Below are 22,804 nucleotides of genomic sequence, written 5' to 3'. Positions count from 1 at the left end.
GCACGAGTGGTCGTCCGATTCGATCCCTGCGTCGACGCGCGCTACCGTCGGTCGCGGTCGGCATCACCGTCGCCGTCGTCGTCACCGCCGTCGTCACCGTTCGCGCCGTCGTCCGCCTCATCGGAGAGCGAGATCAGGTTTTCGCGGCCCAGTCGGAGCTTCTCGACACGCTCCTCGTCGGCCATCGCCGACAGGAGCTGCGAGACCTTCGCGTCGGACCAGCCTGTCTCCGTGACGATGTCCGCCTGTCGCATCCGCCCGCCGTTCTCGGACAGGAGGCGCTCGACCCGTTCCTCGTCGGAGAGGAGCGAGAGGTCCTCCTCGGACTCCGATTCCGTCGCCGACTCCGCGCCGGGTTCCGCCTCTGGGTGGGCGGACGCGGCCGTGCTCGAATTCGCGCCCGCGTCGGCGCCGGGCTCCCGACGACCGCCGTCACCGCTCCCGTTCGCGGTCGTCGCGCCGGTCCCGTCGCGCCCACGCCGCCGATATCCGATGACACTCCCGGCGATGAGGAGCGCGGCGACCACGATGGCCGCGGCGAGCAGCTGCCACGGCGGCCCGACCGCGCCCGCCGGTGCGTAGACGACGACGACGCGTTCGCCCTCGGCGAACGTGCGCGGCCCCTCGATCGTCACGGCGTTGTCGCGTATCTGGACGGTCGAACCGGGGGTTCCGGTGACGGCGTACCCCTCGGGGGTCGCGATCTCCAGGGTCTGTCCCTCGCCGAGTGATTGAAGCCAGGTCCCGTCGGGCGTCGTCAGTGCGTCACCCAACACGAGGTTCTCGCCGTCGGTGTCGAGGAACGCCGTCCAGACGAACGTCAGCCGGAGTTCGCCGACGGCGACGGTGTTCTCCTCGGCGACGTCGAATCCGGACGGGTCCTCGTGGACGGCTACCTCGCGTTCGACGGACTCGATCCGCATCGTCCGATCGACGTTCCGACTGGCCTCCCGCGCGAGCCCCTCGAACAGCGCCGGGTCAGGACCGGCCTCGCCGTCGAGGAATCGCTCGCCGACGGTCTCGAACGCCCCGACCTCCGTCTCGTCGGAGAGGGCGTACCTGACCGACACCTCCCACTGCGCGTCGCGGTCCGACGTCGGCTCGATCCGGATCCGCGTCGCCGTGTTCGGGTTGAACTCCGATTCGATCTGTCCGGTCGGGGTCCCGACCGCTTCGCGCGGCGCCGTAATTGAGAGCTCGCCGGCGGTCGACGTTCCGGGTGACTGGTCGCCGAGGACGAGCGGCGGGGACGCCGCGGCCGCGGCACCGGCCACCGGCGCCAGGACACCGCCGACGAGGAGGAGGGCGAACAGCGAGACGAGAAGGACGCGAGACGGGGAGTTCCGCATGCAGGTCAGTTCTCACGTGGCCCGGCCAAAACGCTTTCCATAGTGTGTTTCCCGACCGAAATAACGCGCTCCTCGGTCGGTTCCTTTGGTCCGGCGCACGCATCGACCGCTCCGACGACGCCTCGTCGCCGTTCGACGCGACGGCGTTGAGGTGGGTTTTTCATACCGGGACGCGAACGACCGCGTGATGAGAGCCCTCCCCGTCGTCGTCGCGATCCTATTGCTCGTTCCGGTCGCGGGGACGACAGGCCCCGTTGCTGGGTCCGGATCGCCGCCCGCCGTCGAGGCTCCCGAACCGGTCCAGCCGCAAACCGGCGTTTCACAGGTCGATACGTCGAGCCTCACCTTCAGAACGCTTTCCGCGCCCGCGGAGGCAGACGCGAGAGTCGGCAGCGCCTCCCGCGGTGCGAACCTCGGACCGGCGCTCTCCTTCTCGGTCGACGACACCGGCGCCGCCATCGAAACCGCGGCCGTCGTCGACCGGATCGAGAGCGCAGAGACGAGCACGGAGCGGCAACAGCTGATCCTCGCGGCGCTCAGCCGCGTCGAGCGCGACGAAGTGAGCCTCCACAGCCGCCAGTCGGCAGTATTCAACGCGCACGCATCGGGCAACCTCTCCGACCGAGCGCTCCTCGACGAGTTGGTCCGCATCTCCGCCACCGCCCGCGAGTACGACGAGCGGCTCGAGGTGATCGACGCACTCGCCGAGGAGACCGACGGCTTCAGCTCCCCGACGCGGCTCGACGAGCTTCAGGTCGCCCTTCAGGTGTACGAGGGCCCCGTCCGCGACCTCTCGCTCTCGACCGCTCGCGGGGAGGTCTCGGCGGCCGAGATTCACGTGGAGTCGACCGAGGACTCTGTGACGCTAGCCACGATCATCGACGGCCAGTACGTCCGCGAGACGTTCCGCAACGACCGCTGGGACCGCGGCGGTGGCCCAATCAGCAACGACGCCGCGATAAACGTGACGACGGCGTCGTACCCCGAAACGGCGGCGCTTCGGGAGCCCGACGCGTTCGGGGCTGGCGCGGTCCAGCGGATCACCATCCCGCACGACTACGGAACGCTCCGAACCTTCGTGAGCGGCGGGACGGAACAGGTGTTCGTCGAGCACCAGCGAATCGACCTCGACACGTTCCCCGACACCGAGCGGGTCGTCGAGAGCGGAGACGGATTCAACGTCTCCGTCGAACGGAGCTACGCCGGCGGACCGGTGATCGTGACCGTCCGCGACGAGGAGACGGGCGAACCCGCCTCGGACATCACCGTCACCAAAAGCGTCGGCGACGGCGACAGCAGAGCGATCGGCGCCACGAACGCCGACGGGGTCGTCAGGACGCTCTCGCCGGCGGAGTCGTACCGCATCACCGTCGTCGACGAGCCGCGCGTCGTCGTCATCGACGAACTGAGCCCCATCGCGACACCCCGGCTCGTCGACGACGAGTAGCGCGGCGACGAACGGCATCGCTCGCCCTCGGCTTTTTATCCGATACCGCGACCAGTCGCCCCATGCCTCTCGATCGCTCACCGCCGCCCTCACGTTCACCGTCGCCTCGGAACGCCCCGGACGCGGGCCACCGCTCCGACCGAGCGCTCGCCCCGGTCGCCGGGGTCCTCCTGCTCGCGATCACCGTCGTCCTCGCCGGCGGCGTCGTCACCGTCGCGCTCGGCGCGCCCGCCGACACCGTCGAGCCGGCGCCGACGACGTCGCTGTCGCTGTCGGCGACCGAGGACCGGATCGCGCTCTCGCACCGCGGCGGCGACGCCCTCAACGCGAGCGAGTTGGCCGTTCGCGTCACCGTCGACGATGAACCGCTCGCTCGCCAGCCGCCGGTTCCGTTCTTCTCGGCGACGGGGTTCAGACCGGGGCCGACCGGCGCGTTCAACGCCGCCAGCGACGACGAGTGGCGCGTCGGCGAGTCGGTGTCGTTCAGGGTCGCCGGCACGAACGACCCGGTCCTCAAACCGGGCCGCACGGTCGTCGTCGAACTCTCGGTCGACGGACGACCGGTTGCGACGCTGGAGACGGTCGTCAAGCCGACGTAGACGAGTGGCCCGAAAGCGGCGAGCGGTCCGAAGGAGAGAAGCGGTTCGAGAGATCGGAGCGGCCGACGCCTCCCGCCGTCCGCGCGAGCTACTCCTCGGGGACCTGTGCCACCGTCGTGATCGCCCGTGGGCTCCGCGGTGACGCCTGCTGGATGTGGTGGTCGAACGCTTCGTACCCAGCCGCCTCGAACATCCGGTCGGCCTCCTCCTCGTCGTAGAACAGCATGATCGCATCGGCGACTCGCTGGAGGACGCGGTTGTGCGGGTAGTCGGGACCGACGACGAGCACCTGTCCGCCCGGCTTCGCGACGCGGCGCAGTTCGCGGAGGCCCTCGACGGGGTTCGGCCAGTATTCGATCGAGCCCGACGACCAGACGACGTCGAAGGTGTCGTCGCGGAAGGGGAGGCGCTCGGCGTCGCCGCGGTAGAAGTTCACCCGGTCGTGTTTACCGAACTTCTCGAACGCCTTCTCCATCTGGTGCACGCTCTGGTCGAGTCCGTGGACGTCGTCGGCGTGTTCGATCAGTCCCTCGGTACCGAACCCGGTTCCGCACCCCACGTCGAGCACTTTCGGGTCGTCGCCGAACTCCAGCCAGGAGAGCGCCTCCGAGCGCATCTCCTCGGTCCAGTTGAACCGGTTGACCTGGTCATACACCTTCGAGAGGTACTTGTAGAACAGGCGGGCGTTCGACTTGTTCTCGAGGATCCCCATTTGCCGTTCCGTAGGTCCGCCCGCCCCATAACGACACGGATCCGCTACTGCGGCGGGACGGCTCGATGCCAGTACTGGCGCCGTCGACCCGGTCCGACCCGCTTATCCGGCCGCCGGCCGATCCACGGGTATGGACCCGACGACGACCGGCCGGTTTCGCGTGCACGACCGGCGGCCGCGACCGGAGATCGAGAGCGGCTCCGTCGACGGCACCGAGGAATCCGTGGACGCCGCGAGCGACGAGGCGACCGACGACGCTCCGGAGGAGTTCGTCCTCGTCGAACTCCCCGACGGCCCCGTCGACCCGACGGCGCCCGACGCCGCGGAGCAGTTCGACCCTCTGTACGCCACTGCCGAGGGGTACGAGGGAGACCTCGCCGAGCGGGTGGCGTCGCTGGAGCCCGGCTACGTCGTCGACGCGACGTTGGCGTGGACGGACGCCTCCGCACGGCTCGTCGACGTCGACGTCGTCCGTGAGAGCCGATTCCGGTTCGTGGACGACGTCGAGGGGATGTTCGAGGCGGCGGTGGAGACGTGGGACCGGATCCGCGCCGAGGGGGAGGCCGTCGGCTCGATAACGACCCGATCGAACGACGGCGAGCCGAACGGCGCGTTGTACCTGTTCGCCGACGCGCCCGGCGGCGACGCCTTCGCGGACCTCCGGGCGGGGCGGCTCCCGATCGAGCCACTCGTCGCGCGCGTCAACGAGTCCCGCGAAGACGACCGGCCCCGGGAGGTGTTCGTGCTGCGACCCGCTGCCCACGACTTCGTTGCCGTGTACGTCGTCTTCGACCGCGACGGCGTGCTGGCACAGACGGTCCGGGACACGTACGACATCGGTCCCGGACTGGCGGCGGGCCTGGAAGCCGGCGAGTTCGAGGCGGCGAAAGCGGACGACGGTCGGGACGACGACGATGACGGTCGAGACAACGACGACGAGGGCGGATTCGACGCCCTCGACCGTCTGTAACCTCCTTTCCGACGCTCACCGCGATTATAGCCAGTCCCCGCTCGAGTCGACTCGCCCGTCGTGCGTCTCGTCGTTGCGAACGGTGGCGATGACCGGAATTCACGCGGTTCCGGAGGCTCTTTGCGCGCCGGGCCACTACGGCTCCCCGTGACCGACGACAGTTCGACCAAGCCCCCGATGCTCATCCTCCTCGAGTCGCTGGCGTTCTATCGGAACGTCCGGATCGGTCTCGTCGCCGGCGTGGGCCTCGCGCTCCTCCTGTATCTCGTTCGGGCCCTCGAACTGCTGGGCCCCGTGATCGACACCCGAGAGTATCCGCTGTTCGGGCCCGACGTCTGGTTCCTGTTCCTGGCGTTCGTGCTGGCGGCCACATCCGCCCTGCTCGTCGCCATCGTGCTCACGATTGCGGAGGCTGTGCGGGGCGCCGGCGACGCGCCCGCGGAGTGAGCAGATGGACGCCGATACCGCGGTCGCGGAACCGACATCGACAGCGTAAGTTCGACAGTCCGTTTCGTCGGCGCAACCGATCAGGAGGGTACGGAGGGCGAAGCGGTCGGGATCGGATTCAGTCGGCGGTGCAGGAGGCGTCGCTCTCCTCGCCGGTGAACTCCTGTGCGGGTTCGGTGAGCTTGTAGAGGTTCTGTCTGGCATCCGCGAAGTAGACGTCCTCGTCGACGACGTCGATCCCCTCCAGTCGCTCGAGGGCGTACCGGACGGTTCGTGCCGACAGCATCGACTCCTCCACGATGCCCTTCTGCGTCAGCGGGCCGTTGTACTCGAGCACTTTGAAAACGAGTTTAGCGCTCGGCGGGAGGTCGTCGAGCCCCTCCGTTTGGGATGCTTCCATTGTTACGATCCGAAACCGCACACCGTGATAAATGTTGATGGCTGACTCCCTCAATCTCGGCATTTTCACCAAGAATACGGCATTTATTGCTGGTATATGCGGCAAGATGCGGCAGTATTTTCCGCAGACTGCCCGATCGACTGACCAGTCAGTCAGCGATTCGGCTCGCGCGCGCTCTTCGTCTGTCCGTTCAAACCGAATCGACCGACACGGTTCGGGTCGTCCGACGCGACCGGGCGTCCGCCCGCCCATCGCGTCCGGCGCGTCGACTGCGTTCGGTACGTCCGCTCGATCGCTCGACCGGCGGAACGAACGGCTTTTCACGGGCGCTCGCGGATCCGTTTGTATGAGCGACGACTCGGGCATAACCGGCCACACCCGGAGCGTGGTCGTCACGACGATCTGTAGTCTGGCGGGGATCGCCGCCGGCGTCGTCTCGGCCGCCTACGTGGGCACCGACGTGGCCGCCGCCCAGAGCACCACGATCGTGCTGGTCCTCGGCGCGTTCGTGCTCGCCCAGTTCCCGCTGTACAAGATCATCGGCGTCGGCGACTTCGGCGTCAAAGACAACCTCTACGTAGCGTTCCTGACGTTCACGCTGTGGTTCATTAGTTACACGGTGCTGGCGACGTCAGGCGTGCAACTGGTGGCGTGAGATGGCGGACGACAGCATCGCCGTGGTCGACTTGGACCGGTGCCAGCCCGACCGCTGTAACTACGAGTGCGCGAACTACTGTCCGCCGAACCGGACGGGAAAGGAGTGCATCACCGAGCGCGGTCCGGACACGGTCGAGGGCGACCCGGACCAGATCCACATCTCCGAGGATATCTGTCTCGGCGAAACCTGCGGGATCTGCGTCGAGAAGTGTCCATTCGACGCGATCGAGATAATCAATCTCCCCTCGGAACTTGACGAGGAGCCCGTCCACCGCTACGGCGAGAACGCGTTCTCGCTGTACGGGCTCCCGACCCCGGAGCCGGGCAACGTTACCGGCATCCTCGGCCCGAACGGGATCGGGAAGTCGACGGCGGTCCACGGGCTCGCCGGAGAGATGATCCCGAACCTCGGCGACCACGAGTCGGACGCCGACTGGGACCGCGTGCTCGACCGCTTCCGCGGGACGGGCTTACAGAACTACCTCAAATCGCTGAAGGAGGGCGACGTGAGCGTCTCCCGAAAGCCGCAGTACGTCGACCAGATCCCCAAGCAGTTCGACGGCAACACCCGTGAGCTGTTGGCGCGCACCGACGAGCGCGGCGCGCTCGACGAGCTGATCGAGCGGCTCAACATCGGTCCGGTGATGGACCAGGACATCGACTCCATCTCCGGCGGGGAGCTCCAGCGCGTCGCCATCGCGGCGTGTCTGGCCCGCGACGCAGACTTCTACTTCCTCGACGAGATCACGCCCTACCTCGACATCGGCCAGCGAATGATCGTCGCCCGACTCATCCGCGAACTGGCCGACGACGACGACGCCGAGCGCTCGATGCTCGTCGTTGAGCACGACCTCGCCATCCTCGACCTGCTCGCCGACACCCTCCACGTCGCGTACGGGGAGCCGGGCGCGTACGGGGTCATCACCGACCCCAAGTCGGTCCGCAACGGGATCAACGAGTACCTGAAGGGGTATCTCGACAACGAGAACATGAGGATCCGCCCCTCTGCCATCACTTTCGAGGAGCACGCCCCCCGCGTCGCCTCCCGGAGTGAGACCCTGATCGAGTACCCCGATCTCTCGAAGTCGTACGGCGACGGCGAGTTCGAGCTTCAGGTGGAGGCCGGCGCGATCAACCGATCCGAGGTGCTCGGCGTCGTCGGCCCGAACGGGATCGGGAAGTCGACACTCGCGAAGCTGTTCGCGGGCTCGCTGGAGCCCGACGAGGGGTCGCTCGACTTCGCGCTCGACATCGCGTACAAGCCGCAGTACATCGAGATCGACCAGCCGATGCGCGTCGACGCGTTCCTCTCGTCTATCACCGACGAGTTCGGCAGCTCCTACTGGAACACGGAAGTCGCCCAGCCGCTCCAGTTAGAGCGGATCATGGAGCAGAACCTCTCCGACCTGTCGGGCGGGGAGCGCCAGCGCGTCGCTATCGCGGCGTGCCTCTCGAAGGACGCCGACCTGTACCTGCTCGACGAACCCTCCGCCCACCTCGACGTCGAACAGCGCGTCCGCGCGACGACGGCCATCCGTCGGTACGCCGAGAACCACGACGCGACCGTGATGGTGATCGACCACGACATCTACATGATCGACCTGCTGGCCGATCGCCTGATGGTGTTCGACGGCGAGCCGGCCGAGCGCGGTCGAGCCACGCCGCCGCAGGACATGCGCGACGGCATGAACGAGTTCCTCTCCGACCTCGACATCACCTTCCGTCGCGACGAGCGCACCGGACGTCCCCGGATCAACAAGCCGGGATCGCAGCTCGACAGCAAGCAGAAACGCGACGGCGAGTACTACTACTCCGGCTGACGAGACCTCTTTTCGGCGGTCGACCGCCCACGGCCACGGCGCGTTCCCGCGGTCGATCGACCGTATCGAAGCGATTAAGCACGGAACCCGCAAACGACGGGGTATGCAACACCTCATCATTCGCGGCGACCCCGGAATCCGGCGGGATGCGGTGATCCAGTACGACGGCGAGGAGCTGGTCTGCTTCGGTATCAACGTGCAGGGCGGCTGGCACGGCCCGGACGAGCCTCAGCTCTGGTGTACGGTCGGTAGCGAGGACGAACGCGAGGCGTACGACAAGCGCGAGTACGTCCCCCACTGGCTCGACGTCGACGCGGTCGACGCCGAGGAGATAGAGGTCCTGAGCGAGAAGGGCGAACTGGCCGTCTGAAGCCGCTCTCTCCTTTTATACCGGCGGATCGTCAAGCCACGCCTCGATAGCGCCGGCCATCGCGCCCCGGCGGTGGATCGTTCTCGCCTCCGGGTCGACGACGGTGCTCTCTGTGCCGGGCGTCTCGCCGTCGTCGATCACCGCACCGACGCCGTCGCGGATCCGATCGTCGAGATCGGTGAGGTCGGTGACGCTCCCGGTTCCGGAGATGTTCGCGCTCGTTGCGGTCAGGGGCCCGGTCTCACGGAGGAGCGCCCGCGCGAGGTCGTGATCCGGCACGCGGAGGCCGACCCGGTCGCTGCCGGCGGTGAGCGCGTCGGGGACCGCGTCGCCGCGCTCGACGATGACGGTCACGGGCCCGGGGAGGAACGCCCGAGCGAACGCGACCGCGAACTCCGTGGGCCGGGCGTACCGGAGCGCGCGGTCGACGCTCGCGACGCCGAGCGAGAGCGGATTCGATCGATCGCGACGCTTCAGGGCGAACACGCGTTCGACGGCGTCGGGGTCGAGCGCATCGCCACCGAGCCCGTACACCGTCTCCGTCGGGTAGACGACGAGCTCGCCGTCGGCGACCGCCGCGGCCGCGCGCCGAACGTCGTCTCGGCGGCTCGCGGCGTCGCGTCCGGGGTCCGGCTCGGATCCAGAACGAGGCGTCCCGTCGTCGGTGTCGTCTCTCACGTCCGTTTGTTCGGTCGCCGTTTAAAAAAGGATGACGCGTATCGGCGGTGCCGTCGCACGGCGGGCCGTCGAGGCGGAAGTCGGCGTCGGTCGACGGCGGATCGACGAGCGTCCCGATCGACGAGCGGTCCGATCAGCGGGCTCAGTCGACGAGCTGGTCGATCGCGTCGTCGATCGCGTCGGCGTCGGGGAACTCGGGATGCTCGCTCGCGACCCACGCGTACTCGACGGTGCAGTCGTCGTCGAGGAGGAACACGGCCGGACGCGACTCGGTGATCCCGGTCATTCCGTCGATGTCGTGAGCGACGCCGTACGCCTCGATCACGCCCGCACCGGGGTCCGAGAAGATTCGCACACCGTCGCCGCGGTCAGCAATCAAGCGCTTGTGGGCGTACGGCGTCGAGATCGACAATCCCAGCACGTCGAGGTCGTCGGCCCAGCCGTGGTCGTCTATCGTGTTGTACAGGTACGTCCCCTGGAACGTACCGTCCATCGGGTGGAAGACGAGGAGCGTCGGCCCTTCGACGACATCGGAGAGCGCCCGGTCTTCCCAGTACTCCTCGTTCACCAGCGGACGGGTGAAGTCGGGCGCCGTGTCGCCCTCGTCGACGTGGTCCGTCTCGGGCAGGCTCACGACGTCGAAGTCGGGCATCTCAGGCACCCCCTTCGCCGTACGTTCCTTCCAGATACTCCACGATATTCGCACTCTCGGACATCGTCACGCCGGTTTCGCGGTCGACGATCGCCGGGACGCTTCGGGCGCCGGAGACGCGCTTGACGACGTTTCGCTCCGAGTGCATCGGCTCGACGTATCGGGACCGGTACTCCAGTCCGAACCGGTCGAGCGTCCGGACGACGCGCTCGCAGTAGGGGCACGCCTGCAGTCTGTACAGGGTGATCTGTGGCTTCGTCATGCGCTAGGCTTCGACCGCGGGACGTGTAATCGTGTCGGCCGCGGCACGCCCTGTACCACCGGACCCCGCTCTCGATTCGTTGGGTCACCAGTCGAACGGTCGAAAGTAATCCTTTAACCATCAGCCGACGGATGTCGACTGTACATGGGCTTGTCGTCGAGCACGCTGCCGGCCGATCTGCTACAGCTGCCGCTGCCGGGGGAGAACGCGGTGACGGTTCTCGGCGTTCTCGCCATCATTACGCTGATCGGCCTCTCCGCGTTCTTCTCTTCGTCGGAGATCGCGATGTTCTCGCTGCCGCAACACCGCGTGGACAGTCTCGTCGACGAGGGCGTCCGCGGCGCGAAGACGATCCGCGACATGAAGGAGAACCCGCACCGGCTGCTGGTGACGATCCTCGTCGGCAACAACATCGCCAACGTCGCGATGACCTCCATCGCGACCGCGCTGTTCGGTTTCTATCTCTCCAGCGGGCAGTCCGTCTTGGCGACGACGTTCGGGATCACGACCCTGGTGTTGATCTTCGGCGAGAGTGCACCCAAGTCGTACGCCGTCGAGCACACCGAGTCGTGGGCGCTCAAGATCGCACGGCCGCTGAAGCTCTCGGAGTACGCGCTGTATCCGCTCGTGGTGCTGTTCGACTACATCGTGAAGGGCGTCAACAGTATCATCGGCGGGTCGGCGGCAATCGAGTCGACGTACGTCACTCGCGACGAGATCCAAGACATCATCGAGACGGGCGAGCGCGAAGGCGTCATCGAGGAGGAGGAACGGGAGATGCTCGACCGCATCTTCCGGTTCAACAACACCATCGCCAAGGAGGTGATGACGCCCCGGCTCGACGTCACCGCGGTCGCGAAAGAACAATCCGTCGAGGAGGCGATCGAGACCTGTATTCAGGCCGACCACGAGCGCGTCCCCGTCTACGAGGGGAACCTCGACAACATCATCGGGGTGGTGACCGTGCGCGACCTGGTCCGCGAACTGCGCTACTCCGAGGGTGAACCCTCCTTAGAACGGGTGGTGAAGCCGACGCTGCACGTCCCCGAGTCGAAGAACGCCGACGAACTGCTCGCGGAGATGCAGGACAACCGCCTCCAGATGGTCACCGTCATCGACGAGTTCGGCACCACCGAGGGGATCATCACCCTGGAAGACATGGTCGAGGAGATTGTCGGCGAAATCCTGGAAGGCGACGAGGAGGCACCCGTCGAGTTCTTGGAGGAGAACGTCGCGGTCGTTCAGGGCGAGGTGAACATCGACGAGGTCAACGAGATTCTCGGGATCGATCTCCCCGAGGGAGAGGAGTTCGAGACACTCGCCGGCTTCGTGTTCAACCGCGCCGGTCGGCTCGTCGAGGAGGGCGAGGAGATCGAGTTCGACGGGGTCCGCATCCGCATCGAGCGCGTGGACAACACCCGAATCATGTCGGCGCGCGTGACGGTTCTGGACGTCGAGGACGGCGGTGACGGTGAGGTCGGAGAGGCCGAGACGCCGACCGACGACGCGGCGTAGACGGGGTTATACCACAGCTTCGTCCGCGGTGCGAAGACGACTCGCCGACCCCTATCTCACACCGCGTACGCCCGCGCGGCGCCGACGAGTGCCTTCCGGTAATCACTCTCGGTCGGGTCTGGGCCGAGCGCGAGGAAGCGCTGCTTGAAGGCGTCCACGTCGACCGCGTCGGTGTCGCTCCCCGCGGCGCGCGCGAGGTCGTAGATCCGGTGATCCGGACCGGCAATGTCGTGGCGCTCGACCAAGGCGAGGGCGAACGCGGCGTTGACCGCGGTTATCTCCGGGTCGGCGACGGCGGTCACGGGCGGGGAGCCGTCCCGCGAGATGACGGGGCGGTCGGCGATCGCGGCCGCGAGGGTGGACTCCAAGAAGCCGAGGAGCTTGTCGGCGGGCGCGACGGAGAGCGTGATGTCGTCGGCGTAGATGTCCTTCATGTGATTTGCTATCTGGTAGCAGTGAGCGAGCTTGCGGCGCTCGACGCGCTCGCCGGCGAGCCCGAGGTATAACGCCTCCTCTGTCGACTGCACGTGGGACGCGTGGCCCTCCTCGTAGCGGGCCATGTGCGAGAGCTCGTGGACTGCCAGCTCCCGGGCCATCGCGCTGGTGGCGGCGCGCTTCGAGACGTTGAGGACGTGGTAGCCGTCGTAGTGGCCGGCCCACGTCCGCTCGTCGGGGTCCTCGCGCACCTTCACGTGGACGGGGTCGGCGAGCGAGCACTCGGTCTCGAACAGGTCGGCGGCGCCGAGAAACGGATCGGGGGGAACATCACCCTGCACGCGAAGATCCATGCTTATCTTTCACATGGTGGCGGTCAATAAGGCTCTTGCGGCCCTCGAAGGCTTTTGCCGCTGGGCGCCGACCTCCCAACAATGTGCGCACGCCTCTACGCGGCTTACGACGACGGACTTCGAGTCGTCGACACCGAGACGGGCGACGTCTCCGTCCGACTGGCGGACCGCGCGGTCGAGTGCCTCTCGGTCGTGCCCGGCGACGAGCGGAGCGACGCGATCCATTCCGCGGCCGCCGATGCCCGCCTGCTCGTCGGAACCTTCGACGCCGGCTTGTTCCGCTCAGTCGACGGCGGGGAGACGTTCGAGCGAGTTGCCGCCGAGACGCTCGGTCCGGGCGGGTCGGGTCCGGACGCAGTCACCGCGGTCGCGACGAGCCCGCACGACCCGTCCGTCGTCTGGATGGGTACGGAGCCCTCGCGGGTCTATCGGTCGACCGACGGGGGGGAGACGGTCGACCCGGTCGAGGGACTGACCGACGCCCCCTCCGCCTCCGAATGGTCGTTCCCCCCGCGTCCTGACACCCACCACGTCCGATGGATCGAGCCCTGTCCCGCCGACCCGGAGCGGTGGTTCGTCGGCGTCGAGGCGGGGGCGCTCCTCGTCACGCCGGACGACGGGGAGACGTGGGTCGACCGGCCGGACGGCTCCCGACGTGACAACCACGCGCTCGCGACGCATCCGGACGCGCCCGACCGGGTGTACGCCGCCGCTGGAGACGGGTTCGCCGAGAGCCGCGACCGAGGCGAGTCGTGGCGCGTCGTCGACGCGGGGCTCGATCACGGCTACGTCTGGGGGATCGCGGTCGATCCGGGTGACCCGGAGACGGTCCTCGTGAGTGCGGCGTCGGGCGCGATGGCGGCCCACCGCCGCGGCGAGGCATACCTCTACCGGCGGACGACGGGCCGGAACGACGGGAACCGAGAGGACGGCGGTCAGTCCCCGGCCCCGCGCTTCGAGCGACTCGACGACCGGGGTATCCCCACGGGCGAGGGGACCTACCGGGCGGTCCTCACGAGCGGACGCGCCGCCGGCGAGGTCTGGGCGCTTCACAACGCAGGACTGTACCGGACCGACGACGCCGGCGGCTCCTTCGAGCGCGTGCCGGCGGACCTCCCCGATCACGCCGCGCGGGCGCTGGCGGTCGCCGGCGACTGACGGGCGAGGTGGAGGCGTCGGAGAGGCTGGGGCCGCTCACTCGCGAACCGCGCCCACGACGAGGTAGACGACCGGCGTGTCGAGGACGGCGATTGCGAGTTTGAGGAGGTACTGGCCGACTCCGAGCGCGAGCAGGAGACGCAGCGATCCGGGGTCGCCGTTCCCCAGCGCCAGCGGCGCGGCGTAGAACGCAACGCCGACGAAAATGGCGGTGTCGAGCGCTTGGCTCGTGGCGGTGGAGGCGATGTTGCGCAGCCACAGCAGGCGCTCACCGGTGCGGTCGCGGATCGCGTGGAAGACGAACACGTCCCAGTTCTGGCTCACGACGTACGCCAGCAGGCTTCCGGCGACGATGTTCGCCGCGGGGCCGAGCGCGGTGTCGAACGCGGCCGAGACCTCGGGGTTCACGCCCGGCGCGGCGAGGGTGGACCACACCAACGCGAGCACGAGGAAGTTCGCGAGGAACGCGACGTTGACGACCACCTGCGTCGCGCGCCGGCCGTACAGCTCCGCGTAACAGTCAGACGCAAGGAAGGTGAGCGCGTACGCGAGCGCGGCGCCCGGCAGAACGATCTCGGGACCGACGATAGGGAGGGCGAACGGGAGCGGGAGCGCGAGCACCTTCGCGGCGGTGAGCTGCGCCGTCACGAGCGCGACGACGAACAGGGTGATCAGCCCGACCGCCGCCACCGCCGACCGGTCGAGAGGGTCGGTCGCGAACGGGCCGTCGGTCCCGGCGGGTTTCGCTCGGCTACTCATCGCTCGCCTCGCCGTCGGCGGAATCGAGTCGGTCGTGACGCGCGTCGATCTCGTCGAGCAGATCGAGCGTCTTGCGGACGGACGCGCGGACGGCGTCGCTGCGGTTCACGAACTTCCCGTCGTCGCCCACGTGCCCGTCGAGGTCGTCGAGCAGTTCGCCCGGTATCTCGACGCTTATCTTCGGCATACCGAGCCGTCGCCTGCGGACTCACAAGAGCGTTCGTAATCGAGGGCCGGCCGGAGCGCCCCTCGTCGCCGTCACGGCCCCGCGCCGTCGTGGCAGGTCGCGGGCTACGCCTCGGCCGCGCGGCCGACGCGGGAGCCACGGTTCTGGAACCGGTCCCACAGGAACAGCGCGGGCGGGAGCGCCACCACCGAGAGGACGAACGAGTAGATGACACTCAGCGCGATCAACAGCCCGAAGTCGCCGAGGACGGGCGTGATGGCGAGCGCCAGCGCGCCAGTTCCGAGCGCCGTCGTGAGCATGCTGCCGGTGAGCGCGCCGCCGGTGCCGGTCAGGGTCGTGCGGAGCGAGGCGGCGACGTCGTCGCTCTCTTTGAACTCGTCGATGAACCGGGCCGTGATGTGGACCGAGTAGGCGATCCCGATCCCGATCGCGATAGAGAGGATCGTCGCCGTCAGGGCGTTGAGCGGGAGCCCGAGTAGCCGCATCGTCCCCACGAGCGACGCCACGGCGATCACGATCGGGAACACGTTCACGATCCCGAGCAGGGGCATTCCTTCCAGGATGCCGTAGGTGATGACGAGGAACACCCCGGTCAACACCACTGCGAGGATGAGCCCCTGGATCGCGGACTGGAAGATGATCCCCGTGATCGCGTCGAAGACGACGATCTGGCCGGTCGCGGTGGCCGCGTAGCGGAACCGCTCCGCCTGCTGTGACGCGTCCGCGGCGATCTCACTCTGGGTGGCCCCGCTCTCGACGGTGTACTCGATCTGCGCGCCCCGTCTGTCGTCGGTGATGTACTGGGAGGCTCGCTCGCCCGCCGGCGAGTCGAACAGCTCCGCGTAGATCCGGCCGAGGTTGCGGTCGGGGATCCCGTTGCCGTTCCGGTCGTTCCGCGCGACCAGCGCCGCGAACTCCTCGTCGGTCGCGGCGTGCGACCGGATCACTGTCACGATGCTCGTCGTCTCCGCGCCACCATTCGGGCCGACGGCGAGCGTCTCAGGGGGATTGGCGTTGGGCTCGGCGAGCGCTTCGAGCGCGTGGTCCTCGCGTAACGATCCTTCGACGAATATCGTTATGGTGGCGTCCTGACTCGCCGCGAAGTTGTCTTCGAGCAGGCTCAGCGTCTCGGTAACGGTGTACTCGCCCGGAGCGAACGGCGCCGGGATGTACTCGACGTATCCCGGCTCCTCCTCGGGCGGGAGGAAGTCCTCCTGCTCGAACGTCGTGTCGATGCCCGCGCCGTACGCGCCGAGTCCGGCGGAGGCGACGACCAGAATCACGATGAACACCGCGGGCGCGCGCTCGCCGACGGTCACGGAGACGGACAGCAGACGGCCGAGCGCGGACCCCTCCGAGGCGATCGGCGTCGAGCCGAACTCGGGGACGCCGTACCGCTCGCGGAGTCGGTCGATTTCGAGCTTCGCCGCCGGGAGGAACAGTCCGAATATCAGGAACGTGAACACGATCCCGACCGCCGAGACGAGCCCGAGGTTTCGGATCGGATCCAGATCGGAGATGACGTTCGCGCCGAAACCGAACACCGCGGTGACGGTGACGATGACGAACGCGATCGCCAGCTGGTTCGCCGCGATCCGCATCGCGGGCACGGCGTCGTATCCCTTCACCGTCTCCTCGCGGTAGCGGTTGACGAAGTGGATCCCGAAGTCGACGCCGACCGCGAGCAGCAACACCGGCACCGCGATCTGCTGCTGGTCGAAGGGGATCCCGGAGAGGCCCAAGAACCCGAACGTCCAGATCAGCGTCATCAACAGCGAAAACAGCCCGAGCGCCAAGTCGATCGGGTCACGGTAGGCGATGACGAGGAAGCCCAGCAGCAGGACCACGACGATGGGCATGACGATCAGCAGCGAGTCGCCGATGATCTGGCCCGTCTCCGCGTTGATGATCCCGCTCCCGAACACGCGGACGTCCGCCGGCTCGTCCTCGGCGATCGCCTGTACGTCGGTCTGGAGGCCCTGCGTGTCGTCGAATCCTCGCGGGACGTCGTGGACGAGGACCGTGACGGTCGTCGACGCCGACGCGTCGTTCGGGTTGAAGTCGTCGGAGACGACCGCCGCGAACTGCTCGTTCTCGCTCAGGCGGCGGACCGTCCGCCGGATCTCCGTGTCGGTCGCCGACTCGACCGCCCGCCGCTGGGCCGTAGGCGTCCGCGCCGTCGGATCGAGCGCCTGCGCGACGATAGTCGCGGGGCCGTTCGCGGTCTCGACCCGGAGCTGTTCGCGCTCGTCGAGCCGCTCTAACAGCCGGAGCATCGTGAGCAGCTCCTCGCGGTCGAGGACGTTCGTCCCGTCGTGGATCAGCTGCGTGCTCACCGGATCGGCCGCGAACGGCTCGGCGAACTCCCGCTCGATCTGATCGAGCGCCTCCTGTTCGGGGAGGTCCTCGGAGAACCCGCCCGTCGCGTCGGTCTGCGTCTCGACGGCGGTCATCCCGCCCGCGAAGATGGCCGTGGCCACGAGGAACAGCGCGACGATGACGCGCGGTCGCGTGACGATCACCTCGTTGAGCCACGAGACGCCGGCCTCGATCTGCTCGCCCGCTCGACTCATCTATCGTCTCCGGTAGGCGTACACGCCGGCGCCGAGCACGACGATGACGGCCAGTGCGCCGAGTCCGAGCCCGATCGGGAACCCGCCCTCGCTCGCGACGACGCTGATCGGGATCCGGGTCGTATCCGACAGCTGGCTGTTTCCGTTCGCGTCATCGTACCTGAAGTCGAACGAGACCGGGTACGTCTTCGCGGTGGCCGACTCCGACGCCGTCAGGTCGAAGGCGAGCGTCGTCGACTCGCCCGGTTCGAGTACGGCGACGAATCCCTCGTCGTCGTCGCTGTCGAGCGGCGAGTCCGCGAACAGCCGCGCCTCGACGTTCTCGACCGGCTCGTCGAGGTTGTTCGTGACCGTCACCTCGAGGGTGCGCTGGCCGCCCGCCTCGATCTCGCGGTCCTCGACCGCGAGTTCGAACTGCTCGCGCTCCGCCTGGACCGCGTACACGAGTTCGAGGTCCTGGTACGCGCGCGCTTCGAACTCGGCGTTGCGGTACTGCACCACGATGTCGGCGGTGCGATCGATCGCCTTCGCTTCCTCGCCGATCTCGATCGGGAGCCGGAACTCGCCGGACTCGCCCGGCGCCAGCGTGCCGACGGCCACCGACCGCTCTATCGGGATCACGTTCGCGGAGCCCTCGGTGAACTGCACGACGACGTTGCGGGCCTCGTTCGGCCCATCGTTCGTCACGGTCCCGATGATCTCGCCCTCCTCGCCGACGTAGAGGTTGGACTCGACGTTCCCGACCGAGAACCGCTGTTCGGGGCCGGGGACCACGCCGGCGGAGATGCTCTGATCGGCGCGCTGTAGCCCCTCGCTCGTCTCGAACTGGACGCTCCCGCGCAGGGCGTACTGGCGGACGGGCGCCCCCGGCGCGAAGCCCACGTCGTACGTCACCGTCGCCGTCTCGCCCGGCGCCAACTCGTCGATCCGAGCGGCGTCGCTCGCGCGGTCACCGAACGTGAGACCGCTGCTCGCGGACTCGAGGACGACGGTCGCGTCGCGGGCGGTGTCGGCGCCGACGTTCTCGATCTCGGCCTCCAGCGTTCCCGCGCCGCCGATCCGGGCGTCGGTCGAGACATTCACGATCTCGAACCGGGCGTCGTCGGAGATCCGCACGTCGACCTCGGCGTCGACGGTCTTCTCGCGGTCGATGGTGACGCCGCCGGACTGCTGGTAGGTGTACGAGTACTCCAGTTCGACGTCGATCTCGTAGGTGCCCTGCTCGACGTTCTCGGGGACGTTCACGGCGAGCGTCGCCTCTCCTGGGCGGTTCTCGGTGACCGATCCGATAGCGAGGGTCCCGGTCTCGACGTCGATCGGAGTGCCGCCGGCGTCGGCGGTCACGCGAACGTTACGCGCAGTAGTAACGATCGCACGCGTGTCTCCGTTGCCGATGTCCATGTCGCCGTTGTTCGAAATCTGGAGCGTGAGCTGGTTTGTCTGTCCGGGGGTGAGCGTGGCGCTCGGGGTCGTCACGGTCAGTTCGGGGGCGCCTCGGACGAACACGTCGTCGGTCTGGAGCGGCGTCGTTCCAGCGGTCACGGCATCTGCGCTCGGTGGCGCGGTCGCCGTGGCCGCGTCGAGGCTTCGTGCGGTTCCCTCGCCGGTCGACCCCGCCCCCGCCGCGAACCCGGCCGTCCCGCTCGTTACCAGCGCCAGTACCACGACCACGACGAGAACTGTGTTGCGTCTCATGCTGAATCGAACGTCGCGGCGGCGTCCCGCGGCCCCGCATCGGGGGTCGGACGGTCCGGATACGGCGTTATGCCGACGTCGCGGCTCCGCGTCGGCCGATCGCGTCGAACCGGGCCGGGCGTCGCCGCCGCGCGTTTCACATCCACACGTGAACCCACGAATCAATAACGTCTTTGTTTTTGAATTCGTAGCGCCGGATATGAGCGTTTATCGACCGGTCGGTGACGACGGGTATGAGGACGAGCGATGAGCGGGTTCTCCGACGCGGAGCGCGAGCAAATTCGAGCCGAACTCGTCGCGGCGGGCCGAGAGCTGTTCGAGCGGTTCGGCTTCGAGCGCACGCGAATAAAGGACGTGACAGACGCGGTCGGGATCGGAACGAGCACCTTCTACCGTTTTTACGACTCGAAGGAGGCGTTGTACGTCGAGGTGCTCGTCGCGGAGCGCGAGGAGTTGGAGGCGGCGATCGCGGAGGCGGTCGCGGCGGCGGACACGCCCCGCGAGGAGGTGCGCGTCCTCCTGAAGACGACGCTGCGGGAGGTGCGGTCGAACCCCCTCATCTCCTCGCTGATCGTCGACGGGGAGCTCCGGGCGTTTCAGGACCGGATCGCCGACGCCGAGGGCGATGAGGGGATCTCCCCGGCGGCGACCGGCTCGAATCTCCCCTTCGCCGCGCGGTGGGCAGGACTCGACGCGTTTCGGTACGACGACCCGCAGCTGATCGACGAACTGTTCGTCTCGCTCGTGTTCACCGCGCGCTCGCGGAACGCGCCGATCGGCGCCGACAGCGATGAGGCGTACGAGCGCGTGGAGGACGCGCTGATCGAGACCATCGTTGACGGGCTGTTCACGGACGGGTAAGCAGCGCGAGAACGGTTCTTCTCTTGTAAACTCTGGCTGCGGCGTCGGTCACGAAAACGCGTTAAACACGTATTAACCGGAACGAGACGCGTTCTAACCCCTGCCTGTCGAGGCGGGAACGCTAAGCGGACCGGCAGGTAGCCGGTTTAAAACGGGCCGCACATCCGTGCGGCCGAGGTCGCAGACGACGTGGACAGACCCTACCAAAGAAACTGTTCCACGTCGCCTGAGGGATGTTAGGTGTCCATTTCAGCGTAGTTACGAAGAGTGTATAATCATTTCGGTCAGAAACCTCAGGAGAGCCCCCATTTTGAATTCGACCGTCTGAGCGCCTCTACGCCGATTGTGACTCGTTATCATGCCGTTAATACCCCACAAAGCATATATATTGACCACCTATAGAGCAAGACGCAGACCCCTATCCAAATGCGATACCGATCGCGAGTAATTCGCGTCAAGTCCGGCTGCGCCTTCGAAGCAGTGTTGGTCGACGACGACCGGGCGAGTAAGACGGGGACAAAGCAGGGTGTCGCGACGCAGACAACACACAACACACAATGACAAACGACACAAACACACGTACGAAGGCCAATGCGGTCTTCTTCGCGGCGGTCATGGTTATTTCCATGGTCGCGGTTGGTTTTGCTGCTGCCCCTGTGGCTGCAGCGGACACTACCGACGACTACGACCGCAACGCAGAAGCGACCTCTGGTCTGACGCTGTATCAGGGCCAGGAAGTACTGTACAACGTCTCTGGAATTGACGGGGACGTTGAACTCCGGACTGTCGACACGAGCGGGGACAACCCGAAGGTCGGCAATCTCCAACAGGCCCTTGACAGCGGGACCGGTAACTACTCAATCGTTGACACTGGCGGGCTCAACGCTGGTCAGTTCGTGATTACTAACAAGACGACTGGCGAGACAATCAACACCGGGACGAATGGGAGCGACATTCGGCTCGAGGTTGTGGTGCAGGACCTCACAACCGAATTCGACGAGGACACGGTTGGAAACGATGGCGATGACGCAACCGTTGACTACGAAATTTCCTCAAATGTTCGTAACAATTACACTGTAAACGTTGAGGCCAGTGGTCTTGATGAGGAGGATCTCGAAGCCATCTTTAGTGACCAGTACACCGACGATGTAACGGACACTGTCGGTGACGGTGACGGTGATTACGACGAGTACGATCTCGCTAGTTACCGCCGAAATAACGGTACGAACGCCTCTATTTACGCTCTCAACAGTGAAGACGGGTACATCACCCTCTTCCAAGGTGAGAACTCCTCGCACTCGCTGAACTTCACCGACATTGACGCCGGTGAGTACGAGTTCGAAGTCTCCTCAGTTGACTCGACGGCTACGGATTCGGACAACATCACCGTGGAGGATGTTGGTGACGGTGACGTCAACATCGAAGAATCCAGTCTGAACACTGCGCAGGGTGACAACGTTGAATTCACCGTCACGGCTGAAGGCGCTGCGAATTCCGGAACAGTTGTCATCGGTAACGAAGACGACTTCGGTTACCAGGCGAATGTATCGATTGACGACTTCGGTGACGACGATCAGATCACGCTGAAGTTCAACACGTACACTGCAGGTAACCTCTCTGGTGCCGATGAGCCCGTCAGCGTTGTTGACACTGGAGACGACGATGATGACATCACCTTCGATGGTGAGACCGATCTCGATAACATCCTCGCCACTGGTGACTACGACATCTCGTCGTCTGCTTCGGGTGACGTCAGCACTACGCTGGACTCGTCTGACGACGTCGCGACGCTGTTCATCGAGGAGCGCTCGACGGACGGTATTCAGACGTGGACCACTTCCGACGCGACCGCAAGCGACATCGTCGACGCTGATGAGGACGAACAGCTCGATGTGCTCACGACCGCCGTCGAAGACGGCGCCGTGACGCAGACGAGTGACTTCGCGCACGGTGACACGAGTGTCCACCAGATCAGCGCGAGCGGCCTCGAAGGCGCGCTCGACTACGCTGTTCAGAACGGCACTGCCAATGAGGATGACGTGAGCACGCAGCTCGCGTACCTAGCTAACAACAGCTACAACGAACTCAACGGCGACAACGCGATCGAGTTCCGGCTCCGCGAGACGCGCGCGAGCGCAGGACCGAACACAGACCGTACGACGGTCTCTCTAACGGACTCTAGCGATTACGATGTCGTTGTTGACGAAGAGAACGATGTCTACTACGTGGTTCTCGACACTTCGAACCTTGACCTGGAGAACGACGAGGATTACTCGTTCGATGTTGAGTTCACGGTGCAGGACCAGCGCCTCCTCAACCCGGACGAGGATGTTGATCAAGAAGAGTTCGAAGACTCGTACACCACCGTCTCGGCTAACATTAACATCGCCGAGCGGACGGCTGACTTCGACCAGGATCCGGTTCAGGTGACTCCCACCGAGGGACAGAACATCACGGGTACGACGAACGTGGCTCCCGGTACGGAGTTCACTGTTCGCGCCCGCTCCGCCACCGGTACGCAGCCCTCGTTCGTCAAGACTAACGACGAAGTGACTGTCGCTGCCGATGGTACGTGGGCAGCTGAATTCGACTTCAGCGACACGTCCGTTGGTAACGAGTTCACGCTCAGTCTCCAGCAGCTTGGTCTGAACGACGCTGTTGAGGCTGACGGTACGGTTGTCGAGCAGGTTGAGGAAACCTCGACCTTCGAGGTTTCGGACCTGAGCCCCGCTGAGGCAACTGTGACGGCCGGCGACACGATCGACGCCTCGGCGACGATCGAGAACACCGGTAACACTGAAGCTACCAAGACCGTCGAGTTCACGGTTGACGGTGAAGCGGTCGCCAGCGAAGACGTGACGCTCGCAGGCGGCGAGTCCACCACGTTCGAGGCTTCGATCGACAC

The 22,804-nt window shown here is 66.5% G+C and carries 22 protein-coding genes; 11 read left to right on the top strand and 11 right to left on the bottom strand.

Annotated features, from left to right (window positions below; translation table 11 throughout):
- Window positions 1–41: 41 nt before the first annotated feature.
- Window positions 42–1,349: a helix-turn-helix transcriptional regulator gene (locus tag ACNS84_RS10135; protein WP_435074748.1), complete on the bottom strand. Its 1,308-nt coding sequence runs from the start codon at window positions 1,347–1,349 to the stop codon at window positions 42–44.
- Window positions 1,350–1,536: 187 nt separating this feature from the next.
- On the opposite strand from ACNS84_RS10135, the gene ACNS84_RS10130 reads away from it, so the two are divergent.
- Both ACNS84_RS10130 and ACNS84_RS10125 read left to right on the top strand, forming a co-directional pair.
- Window positions 1,537–2,796: a DUF7094 domain-containing protein gene (locus ACNS84_RS10130; RefSeq protein ID WP_435074747.1), complete on the top strand. Its 1,260-nt coding sequence runs from the start codon at window positions 1,537–1,539 to the stop codon at window positions 2,794–2,796.
- A gap of 62 nt (window positions 2,797–2,858) precedes the next feature.
- Window positions 2,859–3,395 carry a type IV pilin domain-containing protein gene (locus ACNS84_RS10125; RefSeq protein ID WP_435074746.1) on the top strand — a complete coding sequence of 179 codons (537 nt, stop codon included), beginning with the start codon at window positions 2,859–2,861 and terminating at the stop codon, window positions 3,393–3,395.
- An 88-nt stretch (window positions 3,396–3,483) separates the two neighbouring features.
- On the opposite strand, the gene ACNS84_RS10120 is transcribed toward ACNS84_RS10125, so the two are convergent.
- Window positions 3,484–4,107 carry a methyltransferase domain-containing protein gene (locus ACNS84_RS10120; RefSeq protein ID WP_435074745.1) on the bottom strand — a complete coding sequence of 208 codons (624 nt, stop codon included), beginning with the start codon at window positions 4,105–4,107 and terminating at the stop codon, window positions 3,484–3,486.
- A 130-nt stretch (window positions 4,108–4,237) separates the two neighbouring features.
- Here ACNS84_RS10120 and ACNS84_RS10115 point away from each other — a divergent pair, with 130 nt between their 5' ends.
- Entirely contained in the window at window positions 4,238–5,077 is an 840-nt protein-coding gene (locus ACNS84_RS10115; protein ID WP_435074744.1) for a DUF6663 family protein, read from the top strand.
- 177 nt (window positions 5,078–5,254) lie between these two features.
- A complete protein-coding gene (locus ACNS84_RS10110; RefSeq protein ID WP_496923257.1) occupies window positions 5,255–5,524 on the top strand; it encodes a DUF7536 family protein in 270 nt (89 codons plus the stop codon).
- Window positions 5,525–5,642: 118 nt separating this feature from the next.
- Here the strand turns inward: ACNS84_RS10110 and ACNS84_RS10105 are convergent, their stop codons facing one another.
- Complete coding sequence (locus ACNS84_RS10105; protein ID WP_435074742.1) at window positions 5,643–5,924, bottom strand: ArsR family transcriptional regulator; 282 nt, start codon at window positions 5,922–5,924, stop codon at window positions 5,643–5,645.
- A gap of 346 nt (window positions 5,925–6,270) precedes the next feature.
- Here ACNS84_RS10105 and ACNS84_RS10100 point away from each other — a divergent pair, with 346 nt between their 5' ends.
- The 3 genes from ACNS84_RS10100 (at window position 6,271) to ACNS84_RS10090 (ending at window position 8,771) form a co-directional block, all read left to right on the top strand.
- On the top strand, window positions 6,271–6,579 hold the full coding sequence (locus tag ACNS84_RS10100; protein ID WP_435074741.1) for an EMC6-like membrane protein: 309 nt from the start codon (window positions 6,271–6,273) through the stop codon (window positions 6,577–6,579).
- 1 nt (window position 6,580) lies between these two features.
- The gene (locus ACNS84_RS10095; RefSeq protein WP_435074740.1) at window positions 6,581–8,401 is read left to right on the top strand and encodes a ribosome biogenesis/translation initiation ATPase RLI; all 1,821 of its coding nucleotides are present in this window, start codon (window positions 6,581–6,583) and stop codon (window positions 8,399–8,401) included.
- A 103-nt stretch (window positions 8,402–8,504) separates the two neighbouring features.
- Complete coding sequence (locus ACNS84_RS10090) at window positions 8,505–8,771, top strand: HAH_0734 family protein (RefSeq protein ID WP_435074739.1); 267 nt, start codon at window positions 8,505–8,507, stop codon at window positions 8,769–8,771.
- A 15-nt stretch (window positions 8,772–8,786) separates the two neighbouring features.
- Here ACNS84_RS10090 and ACNS84_RS10085 read toward each other — a convergent pair whose 3' ends face one another.
- The 3 genes from ACNS84_RS10085 to ACNS84_RS10075 form a co-directional block, all read right to left on the bottom strand.
- Window positions 8,787–9,449, bottom strand: a complete 663-nt coding sequence (locus ACNS84_RS10085) for an L-threonylcarbamoyladenylate synthase (protein WP_435074738.1) — start codon at window positions 9,447–9,449, stop codon at window positions 8,787–8,789.
- A 142-nt stretch (window positions 9,450–9,591) separates the two neighbouring features.
- Window positions 9,592–10,101 carry a redoxin domain-containing protein gene (locus tag ACNS84_RS10080; RefSeq protein ID WP_435074737.1) on the bottom strand — a complete coding sequence of 170 codons (510 nt, stop codon included), beginning with the start codon at window positions 10,099–10,101 and terminating at the stop codon, window positions 9,592–9,594.
- Between the two features lies 1 nt (window position 10,102).
- Window positions 10,103–10,363 carry a glutaredoxin family protein gene (locus ACNS84_RS10075; protein ID WP_435074736.1) on the bottom strand — a complete coding sequence of 87 codons (261 nt, stop codon included), beginning with the start codon at window positions 10,361–10,363 and terminating at the stop codon, window positions 10,103–10,105.
- Between the two features lie 144 nt (window positions 10,364–10,507).
- Between ACNS84_RS10075 and ACNS84_RS10070 the strand changes: the two genes are divergently transcribed.
- Window positions 10,508–11,878 carry a hemolysin family protein gene (locus ACNS84_RS10070; RefSeq protein WP_435074735.1) on the top strand — a complete coding sequence of 457 codons (1,371 nt, stop codon included), beginning with the start codon at window positions 10,508–10,510 and terminating at the stop codon, window positions 11,876–11,878.
- A gap of 56 nt (window positions 11,879–11,934) precedes the next feature.
- Here the strand turns inward: ACNS84_RS10070 and ACNS84_RS10065 are convergent, their stop codons facing one another.
- On the bottom strand, window positions 11,935–12,666 hold the full coding sequence (locus ACNS84_RS10065; protein ID WP_435074734.1) for a DUF5781 family protein: 732 nt from the start codon (window positions 12,664–12,666) through the stop codon (window positions 11,935–11,937).
- A gap of 81 nt (window positions 12,667–12,747) precedes the next feature.
- Between ACNS84_RS10065 and ACNS84_RS10060 the strand changes: the two genes are divergently transcribed.
- Window positions 12,748–13,824 (top strand): WD40/YVTN/BNR-like repeat-containing protein, encoded by a 1,077-nt coding sequence (locus ACNS84_RS10060; protein ID WP_435074733.1) that lies wholly within the window; start codon window positions 12,748–12,750, stop codon window positions 13,822–13,824.
- Between the two features lie 36 nt (window positions 13,825–13,860).
- Here ACNS84_RS10060 and ACNS84_RS10055 read toward each other — a convergent pair whose 3' ends face one another.
- The 4 genes from ACNS84_RS10055 to ACNS84_RS10040 form a co-directional block, all read right to left on the bottom strand.
- On the bottom strand, window positions 13,861–14,583 hold the full coding sequence (locus ACNS84_RS10055) for a queuosine precursor transporter (protein ID WP_435074732.1): 723 nt from the start codon (window positions 14,581–14,583) through the stop codon (window positions 13,861–13,863).
- Complete coding sequence (locus tag ACNS84_RS10050; RefSeq protein WP_435074731.1) at window positions 14,576–14,770, bottom strand: ribbon-helix-helix domain-containing protein; 195 nt, start codon at window positions 14,768–14,770, stop codon at window positions 14,576–14,578. Before ACNS84_RS10050 ends, ACNS84_RS10055 begins: the two co-directional genes overlap by 8 nt.
- A 104-nt stretch (window positions 14,771–14,874) precedes the next feature.
- Window positions 14,875–17,343, bottom strand: coding sequence for an efflux RND transporter permease subunit (locus ACNS84_RS10045; protein WP_435074730.1), 2,469 nt, complete (start codon window positions 17,341–17,343; stop codon window positions 14,875–14,877).
- Window positions 17,344–19,038, bottom strand: coding sequence for a COG1361 S-layer family protein (locus tag ACNS84_RS10040; protein ID WP_435074729.1), 1,695 nt, complete (start codon window positions 19,036–19,038; stop codon window positions 17,344–17,346).
- A gap of 246 nt (window positions 19,039–19,284) precedes the next feature.
- On the opposite strand from ACNS84_RS10040, the gene ACNS84_RS10035 reads away from it, so the two are divergent.
- Both ACNS84_RS10035 and ACNS84_RS10030 read left to right on the top strand, forming a co-directional pair.
- Complete coding sequence (locus tag ACNS84_RS10035; RefSeq protein WP_435074728.1) at window positions 19,285–19,899, top strand: TetR/AcrR family transcriptional regulator; 615 nt, start codon at window positions 19,285–19,287, stop codon at window positions 19,897–19,899.
- 557 nt (window positions 19,900–20,456) lie between these two features.
- Window positions 20,457–22,804, top strand: a 2,348-nt coding sequence (locus ACNS84_RS10030) for a BGTF surface domain-containing protein (RefSeq protein WP_435074727.1), incomplete at its 3' end; no start/stop codon positions are given.

The organism is Halorubrum wangae, from assembly GCF_051194135.1.
Taxonomy (GTDB): Archaea; Halobacteriota; Halobacteria; order Halobacteriales; family Haloferacaceae; genus Halorubrum.
This window is presented reverse-complemented; position numbering and strand designations above follow the sequence as displayed.

Coding starts and splice junctions, on each gene's coding strand:
- ACNS84_RS10060 (WP_435074733.1), top strand. CDS start 12,748: ATGTGCGCACGCCTCTACGCGGCTTACGACGACGGACTTCGAGTCGTC.
- ACNS84_RS10075 (WP_435074736.1), bottom strand. CDS start 10,363: ATGACGAAGCCACAGATCACCCTGTACAGACTGCAGGCGTGCCCCTAC.
- ACNS84_RS10035 (WP_435074728.1), top strand. CDS start 19,285: ATGAGCGGGTTCTCCGACGCGGAGCGCGAGCAAATTCGAGCCGAACTC.
- ACNS84_RS10050 (WP_435074731.1), bottom strand. CDS start 14,770: ATGCCGAAGATAAGCGTCGAGATACCGGGCGAACTGCTCGACGACCTC.
- ACNS84_RS10070 (WP_435074735.1), top strand. CDS start 10,508: ATGGGCTTGTCGTCGAGCACGCTGCCGGCCGATCTGCTACAGCTGCCG.
- ACNS84_RS10120 (WP_435074745.1), bottom strand. CDS start 4,107: ATGGGGATCCTCGAGAACAAGTCGAACGCCCGCCTGTTCTACAAGTAC.
- ACNS84_RS10095 (WP_435074740.1), top strand. CDS start 6,581: ATGGCGGACGACAGCATCGCCGTGGTCGACTTGGACCGGTGCCAGCCC.
- ACNS84_RS10045 (WP_435074730.1), bottom strand. CDS start 17,343: ATGAGTCGAGCGGGCGAGCAGATCGAGGCCGGCGTCTCGTGGCTCAAC.
- ACNS84_RS10080 (WP_435074737.1), bottom strand. CDS start 10,101: ATGCCCGACTTCGACGTCGTGAGCCTGCCCGAGACGGACCACGTCGAC.
- ACNS84_RS10125 (WP_435074746.1), top strand. CDS start 2,859: ATGCCTCTCGATCGCTCACCGCCGCCCTCACGTTCACCGTCGCCTCGG.
- ACNS84_RS10115 (WP_435074744.1), top strand. CDS start 4,238: ATGGACCCGACGACGACCGGCCGGTTTCGCGTGCACGACCGGCGGCCG.
- ACNS84_RS10100 (WP_435074741.1), top strand. CDS start 6,271: ATGAGCGACGACTCGGGCATAACCGGCCACACCCGGAGCGTGGTCGTC.
- ACNS84_RS10105 (WP_435074742.1), bottom strand. CDS start 5,924: ATGGAAGCATCCCAAACGGAGGGGCTCGACGACCTCCCGCCGAGCGCT.
- ACNS84_RS10065 (WP_435074734.1), bottom strand. CDS start 12,666: ATGGATCTTCGCGTGCAGGGTGATGTTCCCCCCGATCCGTTTCTCGGC.
- ACNS84_RS10090 (WP_435074739.1), top strand. CDS start 8,505: ATGCAACACCTCATCATTCGCGGCGACCCCGGAATCCGGCGGGATGCG.
- ACNS84_RS10110 (WP_496923257.1), top strand. CDS start 5,255: ATGCTCATCCTCCTCGAGTCGCTGGCGTTCTATCGGAACGTCCGGATC.
- ACNS84_RS10130 (WP_435074747.1), top strand. CDS start 1,537: ATGAGAGCCCTCCCCGTCGTCGTCGCGATCCTATTGCTCGTTCCGGTC.
- ACNS84_RS10040 (WP_435074729.1), bottom strand. CDS start 19,038: ATGAGACGCAACACAGTTCTCGTCGTGGTCGTGGTACTGGCGCTGGTA.
- ACNS84_RS10135 (WP_435074748.1), bottom strand. CDS start 1,349: ATGCGGAACTCCCCGTCTCGCGTCCTTCTCGTCTCGCTGTTCGCCCTC.
- ACNS84_RS10055 (WP_435074732.1), bottom strand. CDS start 14,583: ATGAGTAGCCGAGCGAAACCCGCCGGGACCGACGGCCCGTTCGCGACC.